14 protein-coding genes and 4 tRNA genes are annotated in these 21,351 nt (G+C 45.0%); 12 read left to right on the top strand and 6 right to left on the bottom strand.

The window, feature by feature from the left end:
• The 7 genes from Q4Q50_RS12605 to Q4Q50_RS12575 all read left to right on the top strand — a co-directional run.
• On the top strand, nucleotides 1-3,849 hold a 3,849-nt coding region (locus tag Q4Q50_RS12605), incomplete at its 5' end, for a cadherin-like domain-containing protein (protein ID WP_311899573.1).
• A gap of 104 nt (nucleotides 3,850-3,953) precedes the next feature.
• Nucleotides 3,954-6,131: a type I secretion system permease/ATPase gene (locus tag Q4Q50_RS12600; RefSeq protein WP_311899572.1), complete on the top strand. Its 2,178-nt coding sequence runs from the start codon at nucleotides 3,954-3,956 to the stop codon at nucleotides 6,129-6,131.
• Nucleotides 6,128-7,510 carry an HlyD family type I secretion periplasmic adaptor subunit gene (locus tag Q4Q50_RS12595; protein WP_106649185.1) on the top strand — a complete coding sequence of 461 codons (1,383 nt, stop codon included), beginning with the start codon at nucleotides 6,128-6,130 and terminating at the stop codon, nucleotides 7,508-7,510. Before Q4Q50_RS12600 ends, Q4Q50_RS12595 begins: the two co-directional genes overlap by 4 nt.
• 27 nt (nucleotides 7,511-7,537) lie before the next feature.
• Nucleotides 7,538-8,959, top strand: a complete 1,422-nt coding sequence (locus tag Q4Q50_RS12590; RefSeq protein WP_311899571.1) for a TolC family outer membrane protein — start codon at nucleotides 7,538-7,540, stop codon at nucleotides 8,957-8,959.
• Nucleotides 8,956-9,564 carry an OmpA family protein gene (locus Q4Q50_RS12585; RefSeq protein ID WP_311899570.1) on the top strand — a complete coding sequence of 203 codons (609 nt, stop codon included), beginning with the start codon at nucleotides 8,956-8,958 and terminating at the stop codon, nucleotides 9,562-9,564. The genes Q4Q50_RS12590 and Q4Q50_RS12585 overlap by 4 nt, the downstream gene beginning before the upstream one ends.
• 19 nt (nucleotides 9,565-9,583) lie before the next feature.
• The gene (locus Q4Q50_RS12580) at nucleotides 9,584-10,291 is read left to right on the top strand and encodes a transglutaminase-like cysteine peptidase (protein ID WP_006083437.1); all 708 of its coding nucleotides are present in this window, start codon (nucleotides 9,584-9,586) and stop codon (nucleotides 10,289-10,291) included.
• Between the two features lie 8 nt (nucleotides 10,292-10,299).
• A complete protein-coding gene (locus Q4Q50_RS12575) occupies nucleotides 10,300-12,219 on the top strand; it encodes a bifunctional diguanylate cyclase/phosphodiesterase (protein WP_311899569.1) in 1,920 nt (639 codons plus the stop codon).
• 377 nt (nucleotides 12,220-12,596) lie between these two features.
• Here the strand turns inward: Q4Q50_RS12575 and Q4Q50_RS12570 are convergent.
• The 4 genes from Q4Q50_RS12570 to Q4Q50_RS12555 all read right to left on the bottom strand — a co-directional run bounded on the left by Q4Q50_RS12570 (nucleotide 12,597) and on the right by Q4Q50_RS12555 (nucleotide 13,045).
• Nucleotides 12,597-12,673 (bottom strand) — tRNA-Pro (locus Q4Q50_RS12570).
• 56 nt (nucleotides 12,674-12,729) lie between these two features.
• Nucleotides 12,730-12,806: transfer RNA gene (locus Q4Q50_RS12565), tRNA-Pro, on the bottom strand.
• Between the two features lie 32 nt (nucleotides 12,807-12,838).
• Nucleotides 12,839-12,914 (bottom strand) — tRNA-His (locus tag Q4Q50_RS12560).
• Between the two features lie 54 nt (nucleotides 12,915-12,968).
• Nucleotides 12,969-13,045 (bottom strand) — tRNA-Arg (locus Q4Q50_RS12555).
• 206 nt (nucleotides 13,046-13,251) lie between these two features.
• On the opposite strand from Q4Q50_RS12555, the gene Q4Q50_RS12550 reads away from it, so the two are divergent.
• A complete protein-coding gene (locus Q4Q50_RS12550; protein WP_311899568.1) occupies nucleotides 13,252-15,900 on the top strand; it encodes a sensor domain-containing phosphodiesterase in 2,649 nt (882 codons plus the stop codon).
• 47 nt (nucleotides 15,901-15,947) lie between these two features.
• Here Q4Q50_RS12550 and rep read toward each other — a convergent pair whose 3' ends face one another.
• Nucleotides 15,948-17,960: a DNA helicase Rep gene (rep, locus tag Q4Q50_RS12545; protein ID WP_311899567.1), complete on the bottom strand. Its 2,013-nt coding sequence runs from the start codon at nucleotides 17,958-17,960 to the stop codon at nucleotides 15,948-15,950.
• Nucleotides 17,961-18,194: 234 nt separating this feature from the next.
• Between rep and ubiK the strand changes: the two genes are divergently transcribed.
• The 3 genes from ubiK to Q4Q50_RS12530 all read left to right on the top strand — a co-directional run bounded on the left by ubiK (nucleotide 18,195) and on the right by Q4Q50_RS12530 (nucleotide 19,308).
• Nucleotides 18,195-18,449, top strand: coding sequence for a ubiquinone biosynthesis accessory factor UbiK (gene ubiK / locus Q4Q50_RS12540; protein WP_006083441.1), 255 nt, complete (start codon nucleotides 18,195-18,197; stop codon nucleotides 18,447-18,449).
• Nucleotides 18,450-18,545: 96 nt separating this feature from the next.
• Nucleotides 18,546-18,890: a hypothetical protein gene (locus Q4Q50_RS12535; RefSeq protein ID WP_311899566.1), complete on the top strand. Its 345-nt coding sequence runs from the start codon at nucleotides 18,546-18,548 to the stop codon at nucleotides 18,888-18,890.
• A gap of 70 nt (nucleotides 18,891-18,960) precedes the next feature.
• Nucleotides 18,961-19,308 (top strand): hypothetical protein, encoded by a 348-nt coding sequence (locus Q4Q50_RS12530; RefSeq protein WP_259483709.1) that lies wholly within the window; start codon nucleotides 18,961-18,963, stop codon nucleotides 19,306-19,308.
• Here the strand turns inward: Q4Q50_RS12530 and Q4Q50_RS12525 are convergent.
• Entirely contained in the window at nucleotides 19,305-20,477 is a 1,173-nt protein-coding gene (locus tag Q4Q50_RS12525) for a winged helix-turn-helix domain-containing protein (protein WP_311899565.1), read from the bottom strand. The genes Q4Q50_RS12530 and Q4Q50_RS12525 overlap by 4 nt on opposite strands.
• Before the next feature lie 245 nt (nucleotides 20,478-20,722).
• Between Q4Q50_RS12525 and Q4Q50_RS12520 the strand changes: the two genes are divergently transcribed.
• Entirely contained in the window at nucleotides 20,723-21,253 is a 531-nt protein-coding gene (locus tag Q4Q50_RS12520; RefSeq protein ID WP_311899564.1) for a hypothetical protein, read from the top strand.
• Nucleotides 21,254-21,351 lie beyond the last annotated feature (98 nt).

Here is a 21,351-nt window from a genome sequence, read left to right as displayed (position 1 = left end):
GCAGTCCCGGTCATTACGTACACCACCAACACCGGTTCCACCGCGACCCTGAACATCACCGTGACCCCATCTAATGACGGAGTTTCTTTAGGCGGACTCAATGTCCAGGATGGTGAGCTAACTGTTAGCGAAGCTAACCTTTCAACGGGTTCTGCGCCTAATAGCAATGCGCTGACTCAGACTGGTAATTTTAGCTTTACCTCTGTAGATGGTTTGGCCTCTATCACCATTGCCGGACAAACCTTTAATTTAGCAGCGTTACTTGCGCTAAGCTCTAATATGGTGAGCATTCCTACCGCTTATGGCGTATTAACGCTTACAGGTTTTACAGGGGATACCAACGGTGGTTCAATTAGCTATAGCTATACGCTAAATGACAATGTGGATAATGACTCTGCGACAGGGGCGACTAATAATAGCTATTTTGATAGCTTTGCGGTAACCGTTGTGGATAAGGATGGTAGCCAAGCCAATGGTAGCCTTGATGTAAAAATTGTTGATGATGTCCCTGATGCCAACGACGACACAGGCAGTGTCAATGTGATCGTAGACAGCTTTAGAGTCTCTGGCGTGGAGGCAAATTGGACTAATTGGACAAATGGCACAAGCGTGACCAGATTCGATGGTAACAATAATCCTAATGGTGGCGGCACGGATAATGACAGTGGTTTAGATCAAATCAGATGGGGCAATCCAACGAATACCTATAAATCTGGTTATGGTTTTATCGATAATGACAGTGCATTAAATGGTCAGTTTGCCTTAAACCAAGATATTATTTTGGGTACCTTTACCCACTATAACTTCCCTATCTCTTCTGGTGGCGCTATCACAAAAGCAACCATGGATGTCACCTTTTCGGTTACTGATGCCTATGGTGTGGTCACACCTGTAACTCTCAAAGTCAACTTTGACCACAATGAAACACCTAACAACGACAACGATCCTGAAGCCTCAAAAGATATTATCAAGGTCGGCAATACTAATGTAACTTTTGAGCATGCTGGTGCACTTTATACACTACAGGTGATAGGTTTTAGAATTCCAGGTACCAATCAAATCGTCACTGAAATTAGAACGGCTGAAAATGCAGCAAATAGCTATGAACTAGTTGTGCGTGTAGTTGCTGGTAATGGTTACGAATTACCCTCAACTACTGGCAATGTGTTAGCTAATGACGTAATCGGTGCTGATGACGATATCACGGTAATTGGTGCCGCAGCTGGCAACCAAACAGGCTCAGGCACCACTGGCAATATTGGAACCATTATCAATGGCCAATACGGTACGTTAATCCTATTCGCCGATGGTAGTTACACTTACACAGTAACAGCCAACGCCTCAGCAATTCCGGCTGGAGCAAAGGAAACCTTTACCTACACCATGCAAGATGCTGATGGTGATCAATCCAGCGCATTACTCACCATTAATGTAAATACCGTTAATGCGAATGCGCTTAAAGCAGTTCAAGATGAAAAAAGTGGTCCTGAAGATACTGCTGTAATCGGTAATGTGCTGGAAAATGATGGCAATAAAAATACATCAGTCAGCCATTTCACTGTGGCTAACGATACCACTCAGCATACTGCGGGCAGTAAAATTACTTTGGCAGAGGGTGAACTGACTCTCAATGCTAACGGTAGCTACACCTTTACACCCGCGGCTGATTGGAACGGCCAAGTCCCTGTGATTACCTACACGACAAATACAGGAGCAACAAGCACGTTAACTATCGTGGTAACGCCTGTTAATGATCCAACAGTGACCAAACCAGATAACAAAACCGTTGCAGAGGATACCTTAGCGAAAGGGTACGTGCTGGAAAATGATACGGATGTGGATAACACATTATCCGTAACCAGTTTCCAAGTGAATGGCGTGACCTATAATGCAGGCAATACTTGGTATCAATTGCCTGAAGGCTCGCTGCAATTAAAAGCAAATGGTGAATACAGCTTCGATCCAAAAGATCACTGGAACGGTTCATTACCAGAAATCAGTTACACCACTAATACCGGTGCCACAAGTACCTTGAATATCACTGTTCAAGCAGTGGCAGATGCCCCTAATCTGATAATGAATGGTTACACCTCTGTTGCAGCCATCAACTTTGAAGATGCCAAGTTCTCTGGCAGTTGGGATGGTATTAAAGCTAATGACATTAAGGGCCTAAATACCATCGGAACTTGGCATACCAGTAACGCTGGCGGCAAGATTGAAGTGGGTCTGGAAAAAACTTACCTTGAAGGCAGCTCAAACAACAAGGTAATGGAAATCGAGTTCAATAACGGCGATAAGACTCTCTATACCGACATGCGCTTGGAGGCAGGTCGGTTCTATGAGCTGGGCTTTGATATTGCGGCGCGCGTGAATAGCGCCGCGACCTCCGGCCTTACTATCAAACTGGTACCGCTGGATGCCAACGGTAACCCTATCATGGCACAGGCAGTTATGCTTTACGACTTCAACCCAACCACTTCGGGTTGGCTGAAAGATCAAAAAGTTACCTTGCCAGTGGGGACCAGTGGTAATTATCGTCTACTGTTTGAAGCCGATAATGCGGATTCAGTGGGTGCCATCATGGATAACCTTGCATTCCGCGCAGTAGACAATATGGGATACAGCGGTTCATTCATCAAACTTGGCAATATCAGCGCCAATCTCGTTGACACTGACGGTTCTGAGTCACTCAGTATCAAACTGCAAGGGCTACCTGTTGGGTCTGTACTCACAGATGGTGTGAACACTCTCACTATCGGCGCTGATGGCACAGCAGATATCAGTTCCTGGAACAAGAGCAACCTGCTGCTCAAACCAGTGACGACCGGCACCATTAACATCACTGTCGTGGCAACAGCAACTGAATCCAGCAACAGTGATAAAGCCACCACCACCACGACCTTCCCTGTAACTGTGCTGCCGGCAACAGTGACAGGTGGTCAGAGTGTTGATTCATTCATCATGACAAATTGGGAGAACGGCTTAGCACAATTTGCTGTCAGCCTGAGTGGTTATGGCTCAGTTGGAGCGGCCGCCTCGACTCAATACATCGACAAGAGCACTGAGTTGTTGATAAATGCTGGTGCAAGCAACGACTATGTGGAGTTAGGCATATCTACAGCCAACAATGTCGTAAACACCGGCAGCTCATTACCCAACACGAATAATTCGGTCGTGACTCAGGCTGAACTTCTTGCCAGTAAGTTTATGACGCAAGATTCCATCACGACAAATGTTGGCTCGCTCAAGAGCGATGTTTTGCAACCGCTGCAACCCAAAACAGACACTGTCAATTTGGGTTCTGGCAACGACACCGTCAACGGCGGCGAAGGCAGCCAAGTTGTTCATGGTGGCGGTGGTAACGATCTGTTGATTGGCGGCGAAGGCATTGATGGTTTACGTGGCGGTGACGGCAATGACACCCTGATCGGTGGCCTTGGTAATGACGTGCTGCGTGGTGATAGTGGCGCAGATACCTTCGTATGGCGCTATGCGGATGCAGACAAAGGTACTGACCACATTATGGACTTTAAGGTGAGTGAAGATAAGCTAGATCTCAGTGATTTACTTCAAGGTGAAACGGCTAATACGTTAGAAAGTTATCTAAACTTTAGCTTAAACAATGGTTCAACCGTGATCGATATCGATGCAAACAAGGATGGCACGTTCGATCAACATATTGTGCTTGATGGGGTTAACCTCTATAGCCAATATGGCGCAACGAATAATGCAGGTATTATTAATGGATTACTCGGAACCAATGGTAATGGTCCGCTAATCATTGATACCCAGCCTGCCCCGGTCGACCTTGAGGTGAAACTTGATCCATTAAAGTCAATTGAGCCATAAGCAAAAAAACTATTATCCTTAATACCTAGGGGGTCTATAGAAATATAGGCCTCCCTAGTGGATACTTATAAGAATCATAATAAAATCAAAGGATAGATAATTAGGTGCCTGTTACAGCGTCTGAAAAGGTTGAGCAGTGGACAATTTCTGCATCACAGCGAGTTATTGTTGACCCACTGCTAGATTGTTTAGTGCTTCTTACTGAACATTTTGGTAATCCATGCTCAAGTGATTCACTTGCGGCGGGCTTGCCTTTGTCTGGAGCAGTGTTAACTCCCGATCTGCTTCCACAAGCAGCATCTCGAGCAGGGTTAGCGGCAAAATTATCTCGTAAAGGCTTAAATGAGATATCGCCAATATTGCTACCTTGTATTTTGTTATTAAAAGATAAGAAAGCCTGTATTCTGCGAGAATTTGACCTCGAATCTGATCGCGCAGTGATCCAACTTCCTGAGACTGGCGGTGAAGAAGTACTCACTATTGAGTCACTTGAAACCTTATATGTAGGCTACTTATTCTTAGTCAAGCAAGAATATCGTGGCGACATGGGGTTTGATGTCTATTTACACGATAATAAAACCCACTGGTTAGTCAAAACCTTAAAAGATTCCGCACCTATTTATCGAGATGCGTTAATCGCCTCGGTACTGGTCAATTTATTTGCGCTCGTATCCCCACTATTCATTATGAATGTATACGACAAAGTGGTTCCCAATCTCGCTTTTGAATCTTTATGGGTACTCGCAATTGGTGCATCAATCGCCTATTTATTTGATCTAGTTATGCGGCAATTAAGAAGCTATTTGATTGATGTGGCAGGTAAAAAAGTTGACATCATCGTATCTTCTCGCCTATTTGCAAAAGCCATTGGCATACCGCTTGAAAAACGATCACCGAGTATCGGTGGCATGGCTAAACAACTCGGAGAGTTTGATAGTATCAGGGAGATTTTGACCTCAGCCACCATCACAACCTTAGTCGATCTGCCATTTGCACTATTTTTCGTCATTGTGATTTACGTTGTTGCTGGCGATTTAGCGGTGATCCCCGTAGTAGGCGGCTTAATCATTATCGGCTTTACACTTTATACTCAACCCAAATTAAAAGCGGCTATTGAGGAAGGTAATAAATTTTCCAGCTTAAAACATGGGCATTTGATTGAGAGTTTATCTGCACTTGAGTCGATTAAAGCCAATGGCGCAGAAGGTATTGTTCAAAAAAGCTGGCAACAGATGATCGGCCACAGTGCTAACTGGCAATTAAAATCCAAAAAACTCTCAAACTCGGTATCAAATACTGCCAATTTTATCGTGCAATTTACCGTGGTATGCGTGGTTATTTTAGGGGTTTACCGCGTGTCGGATAACCTCATTTCTATGGGCGGTATCATTGCAGCGGTCATGCTCTCAAGCCGAGCCATAGCACCTATGGCACAGTTAGCTGGATTAATGACGCGAGCTAACCATACTGCCAGCGCACTACGTCAACTTGATGAGTTAATGCAGCAAGAAGACGAATTTGAAAACAAAGGCCACCTAGTAAGTAAGCAGCGTTTAATTGGTAAAATTAATGCTGACCATGTTGGATTTAGTTATCCCGGTTCAGAAAAACCCGTGCTTCACCCGCTCTCATTAACGATTAACCCTGGTGAACGGGTTGCGATTATCGGCCGCAATGGTTCAGGTAAGAGTACCTTAGCAAAACTTCTCGTCGGGCTGTTTCAACCAACAACTGGTAGCCTTCGTTACGATGGTGTCGATTCGGCGCAAATTCATCCTAGCGATCTACGCCGTAATTTTGGTTATTTGCCACAGGATGTCACCCTATTTCATGGCACGATCAGAGATAACATTCTCTTTGGTACTCGCCAAGTGACAGAACATCAGCTTATCCGTGCGGTGCAGCTTTCAGGTGTCAGTCAATTTACGCATTTGGAAGCTGAAGGCCTAGATCAACAGGTTGGCGAAGGCGGTATGTCCCTTAGTCGTGGACAAAGACAAACGGTTGCCCTCGCACGGGCGACTCTTAATGATCCGCCAGTATTGTTAATGGATGAGCCCACCGCCAGCTTGGATGCGCGCGCGGAACAACAATTTATTCGCTCAATGCAGAATGTCAGCAAAGACAGAACCTTAATTCTTATTACCCATAAGATGCATCTGCTGCAGCTCGTCGATCGCATTATCGTACTCGAACGCGGCCATGTGGTCGCTGATGGTCCCAAGGCAGAGGTGTTAGAAAAACTCAATTTTGGCCTCGTGAATGGAGAAGCTAAAAGATGAGTAAAAATTTAACCGCAAATGACTTAGACATGGTTGATGATGTCTACGGCGCCATGATGACGGACGCTCCCAGCGGGCACAGATTAATCATATGGGCACTTGCAGCTATGGTTGTGTGTTTTTTACTGTGGGCAGGGTTTGCTAAATTAGACAAGGTCACCACTGGTTCGGGGAAAGTCATCCCCTCATCACAAGTCCAAGTCATCCAGAGTTTAGATGGCGGCATCATGCAAGAGCTATATGTACAAGAAGGTGAAATGGTAACGAAAGGCCAACCTTTAGTACGTATTGATGATACCCGCTTCCGCTCTGATTTTGCTCAGCAAGAGCAAGAGGTTTTGGGCTTAAAAACCAATGCTATTCGTATGCGCGCGGAACTCGATAGCATTCTCATATCAGACATGACATCAGACTGGCGCGAGCAAGTGCTCGTTACTAAAAAAGCCTTAGTATTTCCTGAGAGCATCATTACCGCGGAACCTGCCTTAGTTAAAAGGCAGCAAGAAGAATACAACGGACGGTTAGATAATTTAAGTAACCAACTTGAAATCTTGGTCCGTCAAATTCAACAAAGACAACAAGAAATTGATGATCTTGCGTCTAAAACAACGACATTAACCACCAGTATGCAGCTGATCTCCCGTGAGCTTGAGCTCACTCGGCCGTTAGCTAAAAAAGGTATCGTTCCTGAAGTTGAACTACTCAAACTTGAACGTACTGTGAACGATTTGCAAGGCGAATTGAATTCAATGCGCCTACTGCGCCCTAAAGTCAAAGCGGCGATGGATGAAGCCATCTTAAAACGCCGTGAAGCTGTATTCGTCTATGCCGCCGATCTACGCGCACAGCTTAATGAAACCCAAACCCGCCTGTCTCGCATGAATGAAGCACAAGTGGGTGCACAGGATAAAGTCAGCAAAGCGATTATCACCTCCCCAGTTAATGGCACCATTAAAACCACTCATATCAATACACTCGGCGGCGTTGTGCAACCAGGTGTCGATATTATCGAAATAGTGCCATCGGAAGATCAGCTACTGATTGAAACCAAAATCTTGCCTAAAGATATCGCCTTCTTACACCCAGGATTGCCGGCAGTGGTAAAGATTACCGCCTATGATTTTACCCGCTATGGTGGTCTTAAAGGAACAGTTGAACACATCAGCGCTGATACGTCTCAAGATGAAGAAGGTAATAGTTTTTACCTCATTAGAGTCAGAACTGCAGAATCCAGTTTAACCAAAAACGATGGCACACAGATGCCAATTATTCCGGGAATGTTGACTTCGGTTGACGTTATCACGGGGCAAAGATCCATACTTGAGTACATTTTAAATCCAATTTTAAGGGCTAAGGACACAGCGCTCAGAGAGCACTAAGCCTTTTTATAAACCGGGAGGTTGGTCATGAAGACTTCAGCAAAACGACAATTTCAATGTTCAAAGATAGCCATAGTGCTGTCATTAATTCTGTTACCTTTATCGGCTCAAAGCCAGACGTTAGAGCAAGCCGTTGCACATACGCTTGATACGAACCCTGATTTACGTGTTGCCTTCAACCGCTTTAAAGCGCGCGAAGAACAAGTTAATCAAGCAATAGCAGGTTATATGCCGACGATTGATGTCAGTGGCGGCTACGGCTACGAACAAACTGACAGCGTGTCGACTCGTAGACGACCAAATGTCGGTGATGTCGATAGCAAAGGAGTGGCAGAATTAAACCGCGGAGAGTTTGGTGTTAGCCTAAAACAAATGCTCTTCGATGGTTTCTATACTAGCAGTGAAGTTGATCGTTATAGCTTTGAAGCCAGTGCAGACCAATGGGCGCTGCTTGCTACAGCTGAAGATATGGCGCTCGATGTCACTAAGGTATACCTCAACTATTTGCGCACTGATGAAGTGCTGAAATTAGCAGAGAAAAACCTTAACAGCCATAAAGAAATTTATGACCAAATCAAGCAACGTACTGATTCAGGTTTAGGCTCAATTGCAGATCTCTCTCAAATCACGGGACGTTTGGCGCGGGCTAATGCCAACGTGATTTCTGCTCGTAACAATTTACTTGATGCAAAAGCGCAATACATCAGAATTGTAGAATCGGCACCAGCAGACTTAATCTTACCAGTGCCCGATGCAGAAATGCTGCCAAAGGATCTAAGCTCTGGCATTATCGCAGCACAGGAGAATCACCCCATACTCAAATCTGCAGCAAACGATATTAGCGCCGCAGAAAATGAGCGCTCTTCAGTACAATCTAATTACTACCCTCAGGTGTCTTTGGAGCTGAATGGTAATTGGAATAATGATGTCGGCGGCGAAGATGGTATCTCTGGCGCAGGAGCCTTCCGCAGTGATGTGGGTGGCTATAGCAATGATTTAATGGCCATGGTTCGAGTAAAGTATAACTTATTCTCGGGCGGTAAAGATCTTGCCCGTGAGAAAGAAACGGCCTACAAACTTGGTGAAGCCAAAGAAATCCGTCAGCGTGCCCAGCGCGAAGTAGTGGAAGGCGTCAATCTCGCTTGGAACGCATTTGAATTACTGGCACCTCAAAAGCAATACATCCGAGACCATGTTATAGCCGCAAAAGATACCCAATCAGCCTATGCACAACAGTTCAATTTAGGCCAACGCAGTCTTCTCGACTTGTTGGATACCGAAAATGAGCTCTTCGAAGCTCGTAAAGACTATTTACAGGCAGAGTATGATGAAATCATTGCTAAGTATCGCGTGCTAAATTCCACTGGACGCTTATTAGACTCTCTCAGAGTCACCAGACCTGAAGCATGGCGTGGAGAACGCAACTATGAAGGAGGAGCCAACCAATGAAAACGATAATCTTTTTTCTCAGTGTCACGATTTTAGCTGGTTGTTCAATGCGCGATACAGTTAATATTGACGAAATGACCACAACTCAAGCCTATGATCTATCAGATAAAGATGGAGATGGTGTTATTGAGGCCCGTGAACGCTGTAATGATACCGCACAAGGTGCCGGCACTGACAACTATGGCTGTGGCAAAATCAAAGCGATTAACGAGCGTAAAGAGTTAAGCATTTTATTCCCAAATGACTCTGCTTATATTGCACCAGAGTACTATCCTCAAATTGAGGAAGTCGCGGTATTTTTACAACAATACCCAACGACTAAAGTGACAATTGAAGGGCACACTAGCCGCACGGGAACCTATGAGCGCAACTTAGTATTGTCCCAAGAACGTGCCGATGCAGTCACAGCAGTGTTAGCAGAACGCTTTGGTATCGATAGAAACCGGCTCACAGCTAAAGGCTATGGTTCTAGTAATCCAGTGGTGTTAGAACGTACTCCAGAGGCTGAAATTCGTAACCGCCGTGTCGTGGCTGAAGTGACCGGTGATGATACGGCCACGGACATGAAATGGACGATTTACTCGGTCGATGACAACACACAATAAAGGACTCACACATTAGGTTATGAACGGCAGACTTGGTTATAAACATTCATTATTGCGAGTCTGCCGCTTTAGCCTCATAGCGTCAGCCTTAGGCATATGCTGCCTATATGCTGCCCCCACACAAAACCTTGATGAAGGGAAGATCACTTCAACCCTTGAAAAACATTATGGTGAGCGTGCAGGGATGCGAGCTAGGGCTTGGTTCAAAGTGTTATCGGAAGCAAGTACGCTAGATGAAAAAGAAAAGCTATTGAAAGTAAATAACTTTTTCAACTTATTCCGCTTTATTGATGACAGTAAATTATGGGGTGAGTCAAATTATTGGGCAACGCCGATGGAGTTTATTGGCGTGAATGGTGGTGACTGCGAAGATTTTTCGATCGCTAAATACTTCACCTTGCTCCAACTTGGCGTGCAAGAGGACAAGATGCGGATCACTATGGTTAAAGCGACTACGGTGAATCAATACCACATGGTATTGGCTTACTATGAGACACCAGCATCGATCCCCTTAGTTCTCGATAATCTTGATCATGAAATAAAGCCCGCCACCAAAAGAAAAGATCTACTACCTGTTTATAGCTTTAACGGTAAACAGTTATGGCTCAATAAAGAGCAAGGTCGAGGTGTACTAGCGGGTTCGTCAACACGGCTAGAAAAATGGAACGATCTTAACCATAGATTAGGTGTTGACCGCCTTAGACAACCAAAATTAAAACTGGAGTAGCACCAAAAATGACACTGTTTAGACAGATTTATTCGCTGCTTTTTAGCCTATTTTTGCTCGTAGTTGCAAGCCTTGGCTATGTGCAATTTACTGAGACTCAAAGCTTTTTAACCAAGCAAATGGAGTCAGATCTAAACAATGCCAGCACTTCACTTGGTCTAATGCTTACTCCAGCACTTCAAGCTGGCGATACCGCAGCGGCAGAAACCTTAGTGAATGTCATCTTTGAAGGTGGCTATTATCAAAATGTAAAGCTGACATGGATGGTGGATGGTAAGCAACAAGAGTGGAATAACCCTTTAAGAATTGAAGATGTACCTCAATGGTTTATCAATTTAAATCTATTTAAAACCATCAAAAAACAAAGCACTATCACTTCTGGCTGGTTGCAACTCGCGCAACTTGAGATAACCGCTCATCCTGGGTTTGGTTACCATGAGCTGTGGCGAATCATGTCCAATACTATCATTGCCTTCTCTCTACTTTTCCTCGTCGCCATTTTTACCGCAAGAATTGGTTTAACGTGGATATTGAAACCTCTACACACTTTGTCGGAACACGCGAAAAGTATTGCGGCACGCCAATTTGGCCCAGACATGGCATTACCTAAGACCACTGAATTGAAAGACTTAGTGACCGCATTTAACAGTATGTCGGCGCAGTTAAAGCAAGTATTCCATTCCCTCGACGAAGAAGTCGGCGCATTACGTAAGAAGAATCTTGTCGATCCGGCGTCAGGCCTGCCTAACCGCCAATACGTAGTGAGCCGTTTAAATGGTTGGTTGAGTGAACCTAGCAGCGGCGCGTTATTTCTCGCTAAACTCGACTGGCTCGAAGAAGTGCACAGCAAATATGGCTACCAAGTTCGGGATGAAACCATACGGATCTTGGCAGAGAAGTTTCAGCTGCAGTTAAACGAAATAACACCTTCTGTTATAGGCCGCATTGCCGCCTATGAATTTGCATTTTTAGTGACTGATGTTGAACACGATCAAATCAGCAAATATTTACAAACGCTTATCCGCACCGTCAACCAAGAAATGTCGAAGGCAGGCTGTAAGCCTAATGAAGACTTTGCGATTGGTATTGCGGAGCGTATTGGGCAAATGAATGTGTCGGATATTTTGGCCCAAGCCGACAACGCCCTTCAAAAAGCGTTACAAGAGAATAAAACATTCCATTGGTTTGAAACCACAGAGCAGCAACTATTCACCCGTGAACAGTGGCGGGATAACCTTAGCCATGCCATCAGTAATAAGAAGTTTAAGTTTAGATGGCAGCCTATCCAGTTTTGCGATGGGGATGGTATAGCGCAGCGGGAATTATATTGCCAATTAGAGCTCGGCGATCAACTCGCCCATGCAGGGCAATTTATGCCTTATATCGAGCTCTTATCTCTCGGTGCCTTGCTCGATAAATGCTTAATTGAAACCGTCTACGAGCAAAAAATACTAGAGCGTAGCTATGAACCGCTCGCGATTAACTTAACCCACCAAAGTATTAACGATCCTCAGTTCCATGAGTGGCTCAATCACTTCTTACGTAATGCCGTATTTATTGAGCGGATCTGCTTCGAAATACCTGAGGCAGGCGTTTATAGCGATCTTAAGTCGTGTCAGCACTTATGTAACATTATTCGAGATAATGGCGCTAAGTTCGGCATTGATCACTTTGGCCGTCAGTTTGGCTCTATGTCTTATCTACAGGAATTAAGACCGAGTTATGTGAAACTCGATCAATCCTTCGCCTACTATGATGAGACACACCATAATAGTGAGCTCTGCCGCGCGCTAATCAACGTAGCGAAAGGATTAGATATTCAAGTCATAGTGACGGGTATTCAAGAAAAAGCTCAGCTAGAGCGCTTTAACGAGCTTAGAACAGATGCCTATCAAGGCTTTATCGCCCCTCCGGTGAGTCTTGATTAAGCCGAATTAAGAAGTGAAATTAAAAACAAAAAGCTCCGTAAGGAGCTTTTTACTTTTCTAACGACAGAATGGCTATATTGATACCGTTGCACATCTGTATTGTCTACACAGAGTTTAAGCAAACGCATAAACAATTTCTGTATGAAGCTACATTGCACAAATGCCAAAAAGCCCCTACATAATGATTAAGAATGCTGAGGTGTTTCTGCTTATTTGTTCGATGCGTTGAATTTGGTCGATACGTTAAAAGCGCGAGGATTCGACCTCTGCTTTCTGGCAATAAGGCTTCTAATGCCAATCAAGATACAAACAGCAAACCGCAGATGCAAAAAAGCCCCAGTGTATTCATTAAGAATGCTGAGGCTTTTTTACTTATTTGGTCGGTGATAGAGGATTCGAACCTCTGACCCTCTGGTCCCAAACCAGATGCGCTACCGGGCTGCGCTAATCACCGTAAACTGTTCACTATTTACTTAACTTACATTAAGCTCGCTAGCTATGCGAAGAATTTGGTCGGTGATAGAGGATTCGAACCTCTGACCCTCTGGTCCCAAACCAGATGCGCTACCGGGCTGCGCTAATCACCGAGAATATCAATCTTTATATAAAATAAATGAAATGGGGTGACTGATGGGGCTCGAACCCACGACAACCGGAATCACAATCCGGGACTCTACCAACTGAGCTACAATCACCACTGACTTTCACTTATTCTTGCTAACCTAAAAGCTCACAACTCTGTTCGGAATTGGTGCGCCCAAAAGGATTCGAACCTTCGGCCTCACCCTCCGGAGGGGTGCGCTCTATCCAGCTGAGCTATGGGCGCTCGCCTTGGTTAGCGCCGCATATACTAGGGTCAAATCCCCTTTGAGTCTATAGCTGTTTTGCACTTTTTTTACTGACTGCTCAAGTTTTATCACATTAGCTGACTTTTAAAGCAAAATGCAGCCAAAATATGACTTGGATGTTACAGTATTTCATGCTAATTATAGTGTTTGGTAAATGCAACCCTATATTTAACTAGTGAGTATCATGTTTAAGGATGAAGATGAAACTGGCCAGCCTCGTATAAATGAAGCTGAACGCTTACGCAAAAAAATTATTCGTTTAAAACAATTAGCGCATAAGTATAAGCATGCTGAGATCATTCAAAACGCATTACTCGAAATATCCAATATTGCGACCCATGCTTCTTCACTCGAAGAATTCTATGTCGGCGTGCATAGCCACCTAAAACAACTCATCCCCGCTGATAATTTTTTTATTTCAACCCTTGATATCAGCACTGGCGAGCTTGCTATCCCTTTTTTCGCCGACGAAAAAGACGCGCATCCTGCAGAGCTTTATCCAGAACAATCATTATCAACATTATTACAACAGGGATTAACGGGCTACGTTCTTAGAACGGGTAAGGCTTTGTTATGTGATAATGACAAAGTCAATGAACTGATTGCCGCAGAGGAAATCGTTAACTTAGGTTCTCCCTGCCATTTATGGCTTGGCGTGCCCATTAAACACGATGACATAGTAACCGGAGTGTTAGTCGTACAAACCTACGACACAAATGTCAGCTATGGGGAAATCGAACTCGAGTTGATGACCTTCATTTGTCACCATATTTCAGGAGTGATGGAACGGCTCAAGCATCAAGAGCAATTAGAACAAGCCATTCAACAAAGAACCAGAGAACTCAGCCAAGCCTATGATAAATTAAAACTAGAAGTCTATGAAAGACGCAGAGCCGAGCGCTTACAAAAATCACTGTTCGAAATTGCCGAACTAGCCAGTTCCAGTGCCGACAACCCAGACTTTTATGCCCAGTTACATAATGTCATTCGACATCTTATTCCTGCCAACAATTGCTACATTGCGCTTTTGGATGACACAGAAACACATCTCACGTTTCCCTTTTATGTCTCGCAATTAGCCAATAAGCACCCAGGAACTCGGCCGCTACAGGACGGCTTAACCGAATATGTGCTCAAACATAAGCGGCCACTGCTGTTAGATCAAAATAGTATCAATGCGTTAATCGCCTCTGGTGAGCTGTATTCCCAAGCACCAGAATTAAATCATACTCAGACTATGCATCAATGGATTGGTATTCCTCTCTTTATACATGATCAAGTACGTGGTGCCTTGACGATTTACAGTTTTAGCATGACGCAGAATTACCAGGTCAAAGACTTAGAATTACTGACATTTGTCTCGCAACACATTGGTTCTGCTATCGAGAAGAAACTGTCCGCTGAGTCCTTGCAGCGCAGTTATGAAGAGCTAGAAGAAAAAGTCATCGACCGTACGAAAGCGTTAGCCGAACTCAATCAAAACCTTGAGAAAGAAATTCAACAACGCCGCAGTATGGAAGCTAAGCTAGTTCACGATGCTAAGCACGATGCGCTCACAGGCTTGCCTAACCGCGCTATGTTTATGGAGCGCTTATCTCACGCGATTAAGCACGTCCGTCGCCACAGCTTAGAACAATTTGCCCTACTCTTTATCGATCTCGACCGCTTCAAACAGATTAACGACACTATGGGACATTTAGAAGGCGATAAATTCTTAATTGAGACCGCAAGCCGCCTCAAGTCCTGCATTCGTGATAACGACACCTTAGCGCGCCTAGGTGGCGATGAATTCGTTATCTTGCTCGATAGTATTAACAACATTAACGATGCAAGAGATGTATCAGAAAGAGTGATCCAAAAAATATCCCAACCCTATCGACTCGGCACCATGGAATTTAACTCTGGCGCCAGTATCGGTATTACCATCAGTGGTAAGCATAAAGTCGATACCAGTGAATCTATGTTACGTAATGCAGATACTGCCATGTATCAGGCGAAAGCCAACGGTAAGGGTTGCTATGTTATTTTTGATGATAGCGCCCAACATCAAGCTATACAGGATGTCGAGTTAGAAAATGAATTTCGGCATGCATTACACAATGCCGAAATCGAACTCAGTTATTTACCTGTCGTCGATTTTAACACTGGTCAAGTGCATGCATTAGAAAGCCGTTTGTTCTGGCAACATCCGCAGCGCGGACTTTTGCAACAAGACCAACTCAGTGCGCTTGCCGAACAATCACATCTTACTGTTGAACTCGATAAATATACGATCAGCATCATAGATCGCACTTATGCTGAACTGCTTAAGCAACATGATGAATCGATTGAATTACATGTGATGCTTTCAAGCCAACATCTTAAGCATAAGCACGTACTGCGCAGTTTGAAAAACACCCTCAAGCAAACCCAGTTAAACCTGAGCCATTTGTGGTTATTCTTTAATGAAAAAGCGCTAGTGCAGGAGACTGAAAATCATATCAATGGCTTTGAATTGTTGCAGAAACTCGGGGTGAAACTCGGTATCAGTCATTATGGTAGCGGCTATAGTGCATTAAATAGCTTATTGTTTTTGCCGATTAAAGGCTTAAAGCTCGACGCCAATCTCACTAAACAGATACACGCTGAACAGCAGCTTAAATTAATGTCCGCTTATCAAAAAACGGCATCAACCTTAGAACTGCAAACCTTTGTCGATGGTATTGATAGCCCTGAACAAAAACGTATCTTCAGTGAACTGGGTTATCAGCTGGGTCAGGGGGCTGCTTTAGCCGACACTTTTACCTTAAGCGACACCCAATCACAGATCTGTACTCAGCTCGAATATGCCTAGATAAAACCCGAGCGATTGACTTTAAATAACAGTAAGCGAAACGCTCGTTATTTTTTAAACATATCCCTTAAGCTAGAAATGTTGGCTCGCCCAGTCTGCATCCGCTCCTGCTCCGTTTGCTGTGGTTTACGATTTTCCCACACCACATCATCTTGAGGTAACTCAAGCAAAAAACGGCTCGGCTCACAACGCATGGTTTCACCAAATTGACGTCTTTCACGACAGAGGGTAAACCACAGTTCACGTTGAGCCCGAGTGATGCCCACGTAGGCTAAGCGACGCTCTTCATCGACATTGTCTTCATCTATGCTGGTTTGATGGGGCAAGATCCGCTCCTCCACTCCCACCATAAACACAAACGGGAACTCTAAGCCCTTAGAAGCATGCAAGGTCATCAACTGCACTTGATCGCCGCCTTCGTCCTCACTATTGCGCTCCATCATGTCTCTGAGCGCCAGTCGAGTCACGACCTCAGGTAAGGTCATTGGCTCATCTAATTCATCACCTGCGAGCATCTCAGTTACCCAACGGTATAGCTCTGAGATATTCTTCATCCGCATTTCAGCGGCTTTGGCACTGGTGCTGGTTTCGTATAGATAATCTTCATAATTGATCTTACGGATCAAATGCTTCACAGCCTCGACAGGTTCACCACGCTCTGCATGATCCCCTGTCTCGACAATGAAACGACCGAATTGATACAGGGATGACATGGCCGCCGGCGGCAAATGATGATTGAGTTCAGGCTCAAAAATCGCCGCAAACATAGAAATATGCTTCTCATTAGCGAAATTACCTAAGCGCTCTAAAGTAGATGGGCCTATGCCACGTTTAGGCAAGTTAACTATGCGCAGGAAAGCATTATCATCATCGGGATTCACCACCAGCTTTAGATAGCCCATGATGTCTTTGATTTCAGCACGGGCGAAGAATGACGTGCCACCACTCAATTTGTAAGGAATGCGGTTCGTCATCAGCGCGCGCTCGAGTAACCGCGATTGATGGTTGCCGCGATACAGAATCGCATAGTCGCCAAACTGAGTACGGCCAACAAACTTGTGTCGCACTATTTCCGCGACCACACGTTCAGCCTCTTGCTCCTCGTTGGCGGCAAATAGCACCCGCAGCGGCTCACCATAAGCAAGCTCACTAAAGAGCGCTTTATCGTAAACATGGGGATTGTTCGCGATAAGAATGTTGGCAGCCCGCAGGATCCGTTGACTAGAACGGTAATTCTGCTCGAGCTTAATTAACTTAAGCTGCGGAAAATCCGTACCCAATAACACTAAGTTTTGTGGTTTAGCACCGCGCCATGAATAGATGGACTGATCGTCGTCACCCACTACGGTAAAGCGCGCCCGATCACCCACTAACAGCTTTACCATTTCATATTGGCTGGTATTGGTATCTTGATATTCATCCACCAGCAAGTATTGGATCTTGGTTTGCCAGCGGGTACGCACTTCTTCATGATGCCGCAACAATAAGGTTGGCATCAGGATTAAATCGTCAAAATCTAAGGCGTTATAGGCTTTCATGTGCTGGGCATAACGCTGATACAACATGGCAAATAAATGCTGCTGCTCATCTTTAGCGATTTTGCGCGCATGCTCGGGAATAACTAAACCGCCCTTCCAGTTTGAAATCGTACTGGCGAGCGCTTTGAGTAAATCTTTATCTTCGTCTAATTCGTCTTGGGTTAACTCTTTGAGCAGTGCCAAGGTATCTTGATCATCAAACAGTGAAAATCCCGGCTTTAAGCCTAAGACCTTATGCTCACGTTTAATGATTTCAAGCCCTAAGGTGTGGAAGGTTGAAATCCACAGGCCTCTGGCCTCTTTGCGTCCCATGGACTGAGCGACCCGCTCTTTCATCTCACGGGCAGCCTTGTTGGTGAAGGTCACCGCCGCAATATTGCTTGCCTTATAGCCGCATTTTTCGACCAAGTAACCGATTTTATTGATAATTACGCGCGTCTTACCACTGCCCGCACCCGCCAATACTAGGCAAGGGCCTGAAACATAATGAACAGCATCGTTTTGGGCGGGATTGAGTTTCATCTTTGCGCAATATCCAAACAAGTCGACAGAAAGGGATGGGATCATAGCAGAATCGGCGGTTTTAAGGCTAACAAATCCCCGCTTGGGCTGAGCAGAACTCAACCCAATAGACATGCTTGGCTGTGATTTAAGCCTCAACAACGACTCACTAAAGCCATGGCGCGTTAGCTTTACTTTTGAAACCTAACGCACTGAGTTACAATCGAGCTATTCATTGAAGAGGCGGACAAGATAATGATCAATCCAAAGAAAATTGAAGAAATGGCGAAACAGCTGAGCGAAAGTTTGCCCAGCGGTCTGAAGCAATTTGCCGGTGAATTTGAAGAGCGCAGCAAGCAAGTTCTGCAAAATCAATTACTCAAGTTGGATATGGTTTCCCGTGAAGAATTTGATGTGCAGCAACATGTGCTACTGAAAACCCGCGAAAAGTTAGAAGCGCTGCAAGCTCAAGTCAATGAGTTAGAAAAAAAGCTCAACGCTGCGGGCTAACTTACGTTACGCATATTGAATAAAGCACGGTGAGCGAAAGCGCAGCTGTGCTTTTTTGTTTTTAACGCTTCGAGCAGTGCGTCACTTGGGGAAACAATGCAGCAACTCGCCAGCTATATTCTTGCGATTCATGGATATCCAAGCTTAGTGTCGATAGTGAGCCATTCGAGTAAAAGCCATAGCTATCAAGATAACGACCTCGATATTCATGAAGTAGAAACGCTGTATCACTTCGATAATGGCGTGGTGATCTGCCAGCAAACCGAACAAGATCAACTCATGATTGAGGCGGCATCAGACAGTGTTTGCGAAGACTATCGGATAAACTATCGGGTGATAGCATCGAGCGGAATCGTTATTTCACCGCAGCAGAAATCCTTCAGTAACCTTTGCCAACAGGGATTCTGGCTCAAAATGCAACGGGATCGTAGCTCAATATAGACCCGCAAAATAGACCAGCAAGCCTGCGTAATTGAGGTAAAGCATCAACAGAGGGAAGACGATAAGCGTGATGGAAACCGCAGTGGAATTGACGACTTTTGAGAACCTAATACGCTGGACATTACTCCTGCTTGGTGGCCTGCCGCTACTCACTTATCCCGGAGTACTCCTCGCCAGTTTGATGGGACTGGCCAGTCAATCAAGTATCAAACCCGCTTTTATCACTCGATTAATGAATCAGTGTTTTCTGTGGGGCAGCCTAGCTTATCCTGCCATATATATTCCCTGCTATCGCATCGCAAGCGATAGCACAGCCTCGTCACCCTTAGTCACCGCAGCCTTGCCACTGCTGTATCTCATTTTACTCTATGGTTGCTTTCGCTTTATGGACATTCCAATTAAAGCGACTGATGACTAACACTTTTGTTGCCGTGCGTACTTCTGCTTAAGGCCTTTATGATTTGCTTTAACTAACTTCCAGCGATCGCAGCCGTTAAAGCGGGCATATTCACTGACGGCGATATCAAATGCAGCACAGAAATCCTCATCTAGGCCATTCACCATCACGCCCGCTTCTAAGGTCAATTGCTGCAATAACAAGATGCCCGTTTGGCGATCGGCTTTCACATCCACGCGGCCGACAAAAGTGTCGCGCCACAGAATCGCTAAAGAATAATAACCATACCGACGCTTTTCGGCGGGCACATAGACTTCAATTTGATAATCAAAATCAAACCATTGCTTTAGCCGTTGCCGTTGGATTAACAAATTATCGAAGGGATTAAGCAGCCAGACTTTATTGGGTAATGGCGCATTAAACTGCAATGCAGGGTGGTAAAAGTAGCTTTGCCCTGCCGCCTTAAAACTGGCTAACACCCCCCGTGACTGCATCTCTGCCAGCTCTTGGGCAACAACGGATTTTAAGCCTTTGCGTAGATAGGCAATTTGCGCCGCTGTGCCAAAGGCATGGGCATAGAGATAACGATCAATCAGATAACGGATAAACTCAGCCTCTGTTGGTGCTTCAGTATTAATACCTTGGGGTAACACCCGCGCAGTGAGATCGTAAACCTTCTGGAATTTTTCCCGCCGCACTACCATCAACTCACCACGCATAAAGAGCTGCTCTAGGGCTTTTTTCGCAGGTTTCCAATCCCACCAGGCACCATTTTTACCTTCACTGTGTTCAAAATCACTGGCCTTGAGCGGCCCTTCTGCAAGGATTCTCGCCCGCACTTCCTGCATCACTTTATCATCGGGTTCAAACCAATGCTTACCGCCATTTTGCAACTGTTGTTTACGTTGCAAACTAAACCGGTAATCGGCAATCGGTAAATAGGCCGCAGCATGGGACCAATACTCGAAGATCTCCCCCTTAGCTAAAGCCGAATCGAGCATCTTCGGCTGGTATCCAGGCATACGGCTATGTAATACATGGTGATGCGCCCGTTCAACCACATTAATCGAGTCGATTTGCACATAACTGAGGCGCGAGATAGTCTCAGCCACCGAAGTCTGTGGCTGCAATAATCCTTGCTGCTGCATAGTTAATTGCAGCCATTCGCGGGGTGAAAAGGGATTAGACATCTCGTTTCCTAAGGTAAAACCTGCAAACACTAAGCCCAACAGACAAAACTAAGATTCTAAAAAATGCTGATGTAGTTTGTATCTTTCAAATGAGCCCCTAAAATACACCGCAAACCAGCTCATGCAGCGCGCTATTCGGATAACATAAGCCATTTATAACTTAACGGCTATCGCTTTACAGCCTTGTGAGTTACACGGCTCAAGGTAGCGCCGACCGCGCGCTGACGCCTCATTAAGGATTGATGATGAATCTCTACTATCGCCAAGCACAACTCTGCGGCCGCAAAACGGGCAATGGCACTAAGCTGCCATTTTTAATGAATATTTTGTATTCACTTGCCGCTAAAAATGGCGATCACCAGCCCTTTTCAATGGATGACATTAACGCCGTATTGTTCAATCAACATCATTCCATTGGTTGCTCTATCAAAGCGCCGCTACCGATAGTGAGTTGGCGCACCGAAGCAATCTGGTATGAGTTATTTAAAGGTGAAGAGCTGGTTTATCTGCCCCAATGCATCATCTTTAGCAATGGCGCCATCGCCTATGTCATTGTCGTCATAGGTGATGAGTATGAGCTGCGTATTTGGCCCGATTACAGTAACCGTGAGCGGGAAAAACAGCACTGGTTTTCCCACCATGCCGTAGTCTATTGCGCCGAACTTGACGTCTTTAAGCAAAGCTTCGAAACACTGCTTAAGCATATTCGAAAAGAAGATGACTACGAGAAAAAACACCCCAGATTTGGCAAAGACACCCCACTCTCAGATTTATAAACGTGATTAATGTGTATGGATTTAGCGGTAATTGCCATAATTTTGCCACTATTGATCAGCAACTTGCCCGCAACTCTTACGGGGAAATCTGTTTTAAT

The sequence above is a fragment of the Shewanella scandinavica genome (genome assembly GCF_031932065.1).
GTDB classification, from domain to species: Bacteria; Pseudomonadota; Gammaproteobacteria; order Enterobacterales; family Shewanellaceae; genus Shewanella; species Shewanella baltica.
This window is presented reverse-complemented; position numbering and strand designations above follow the sequence as displayed.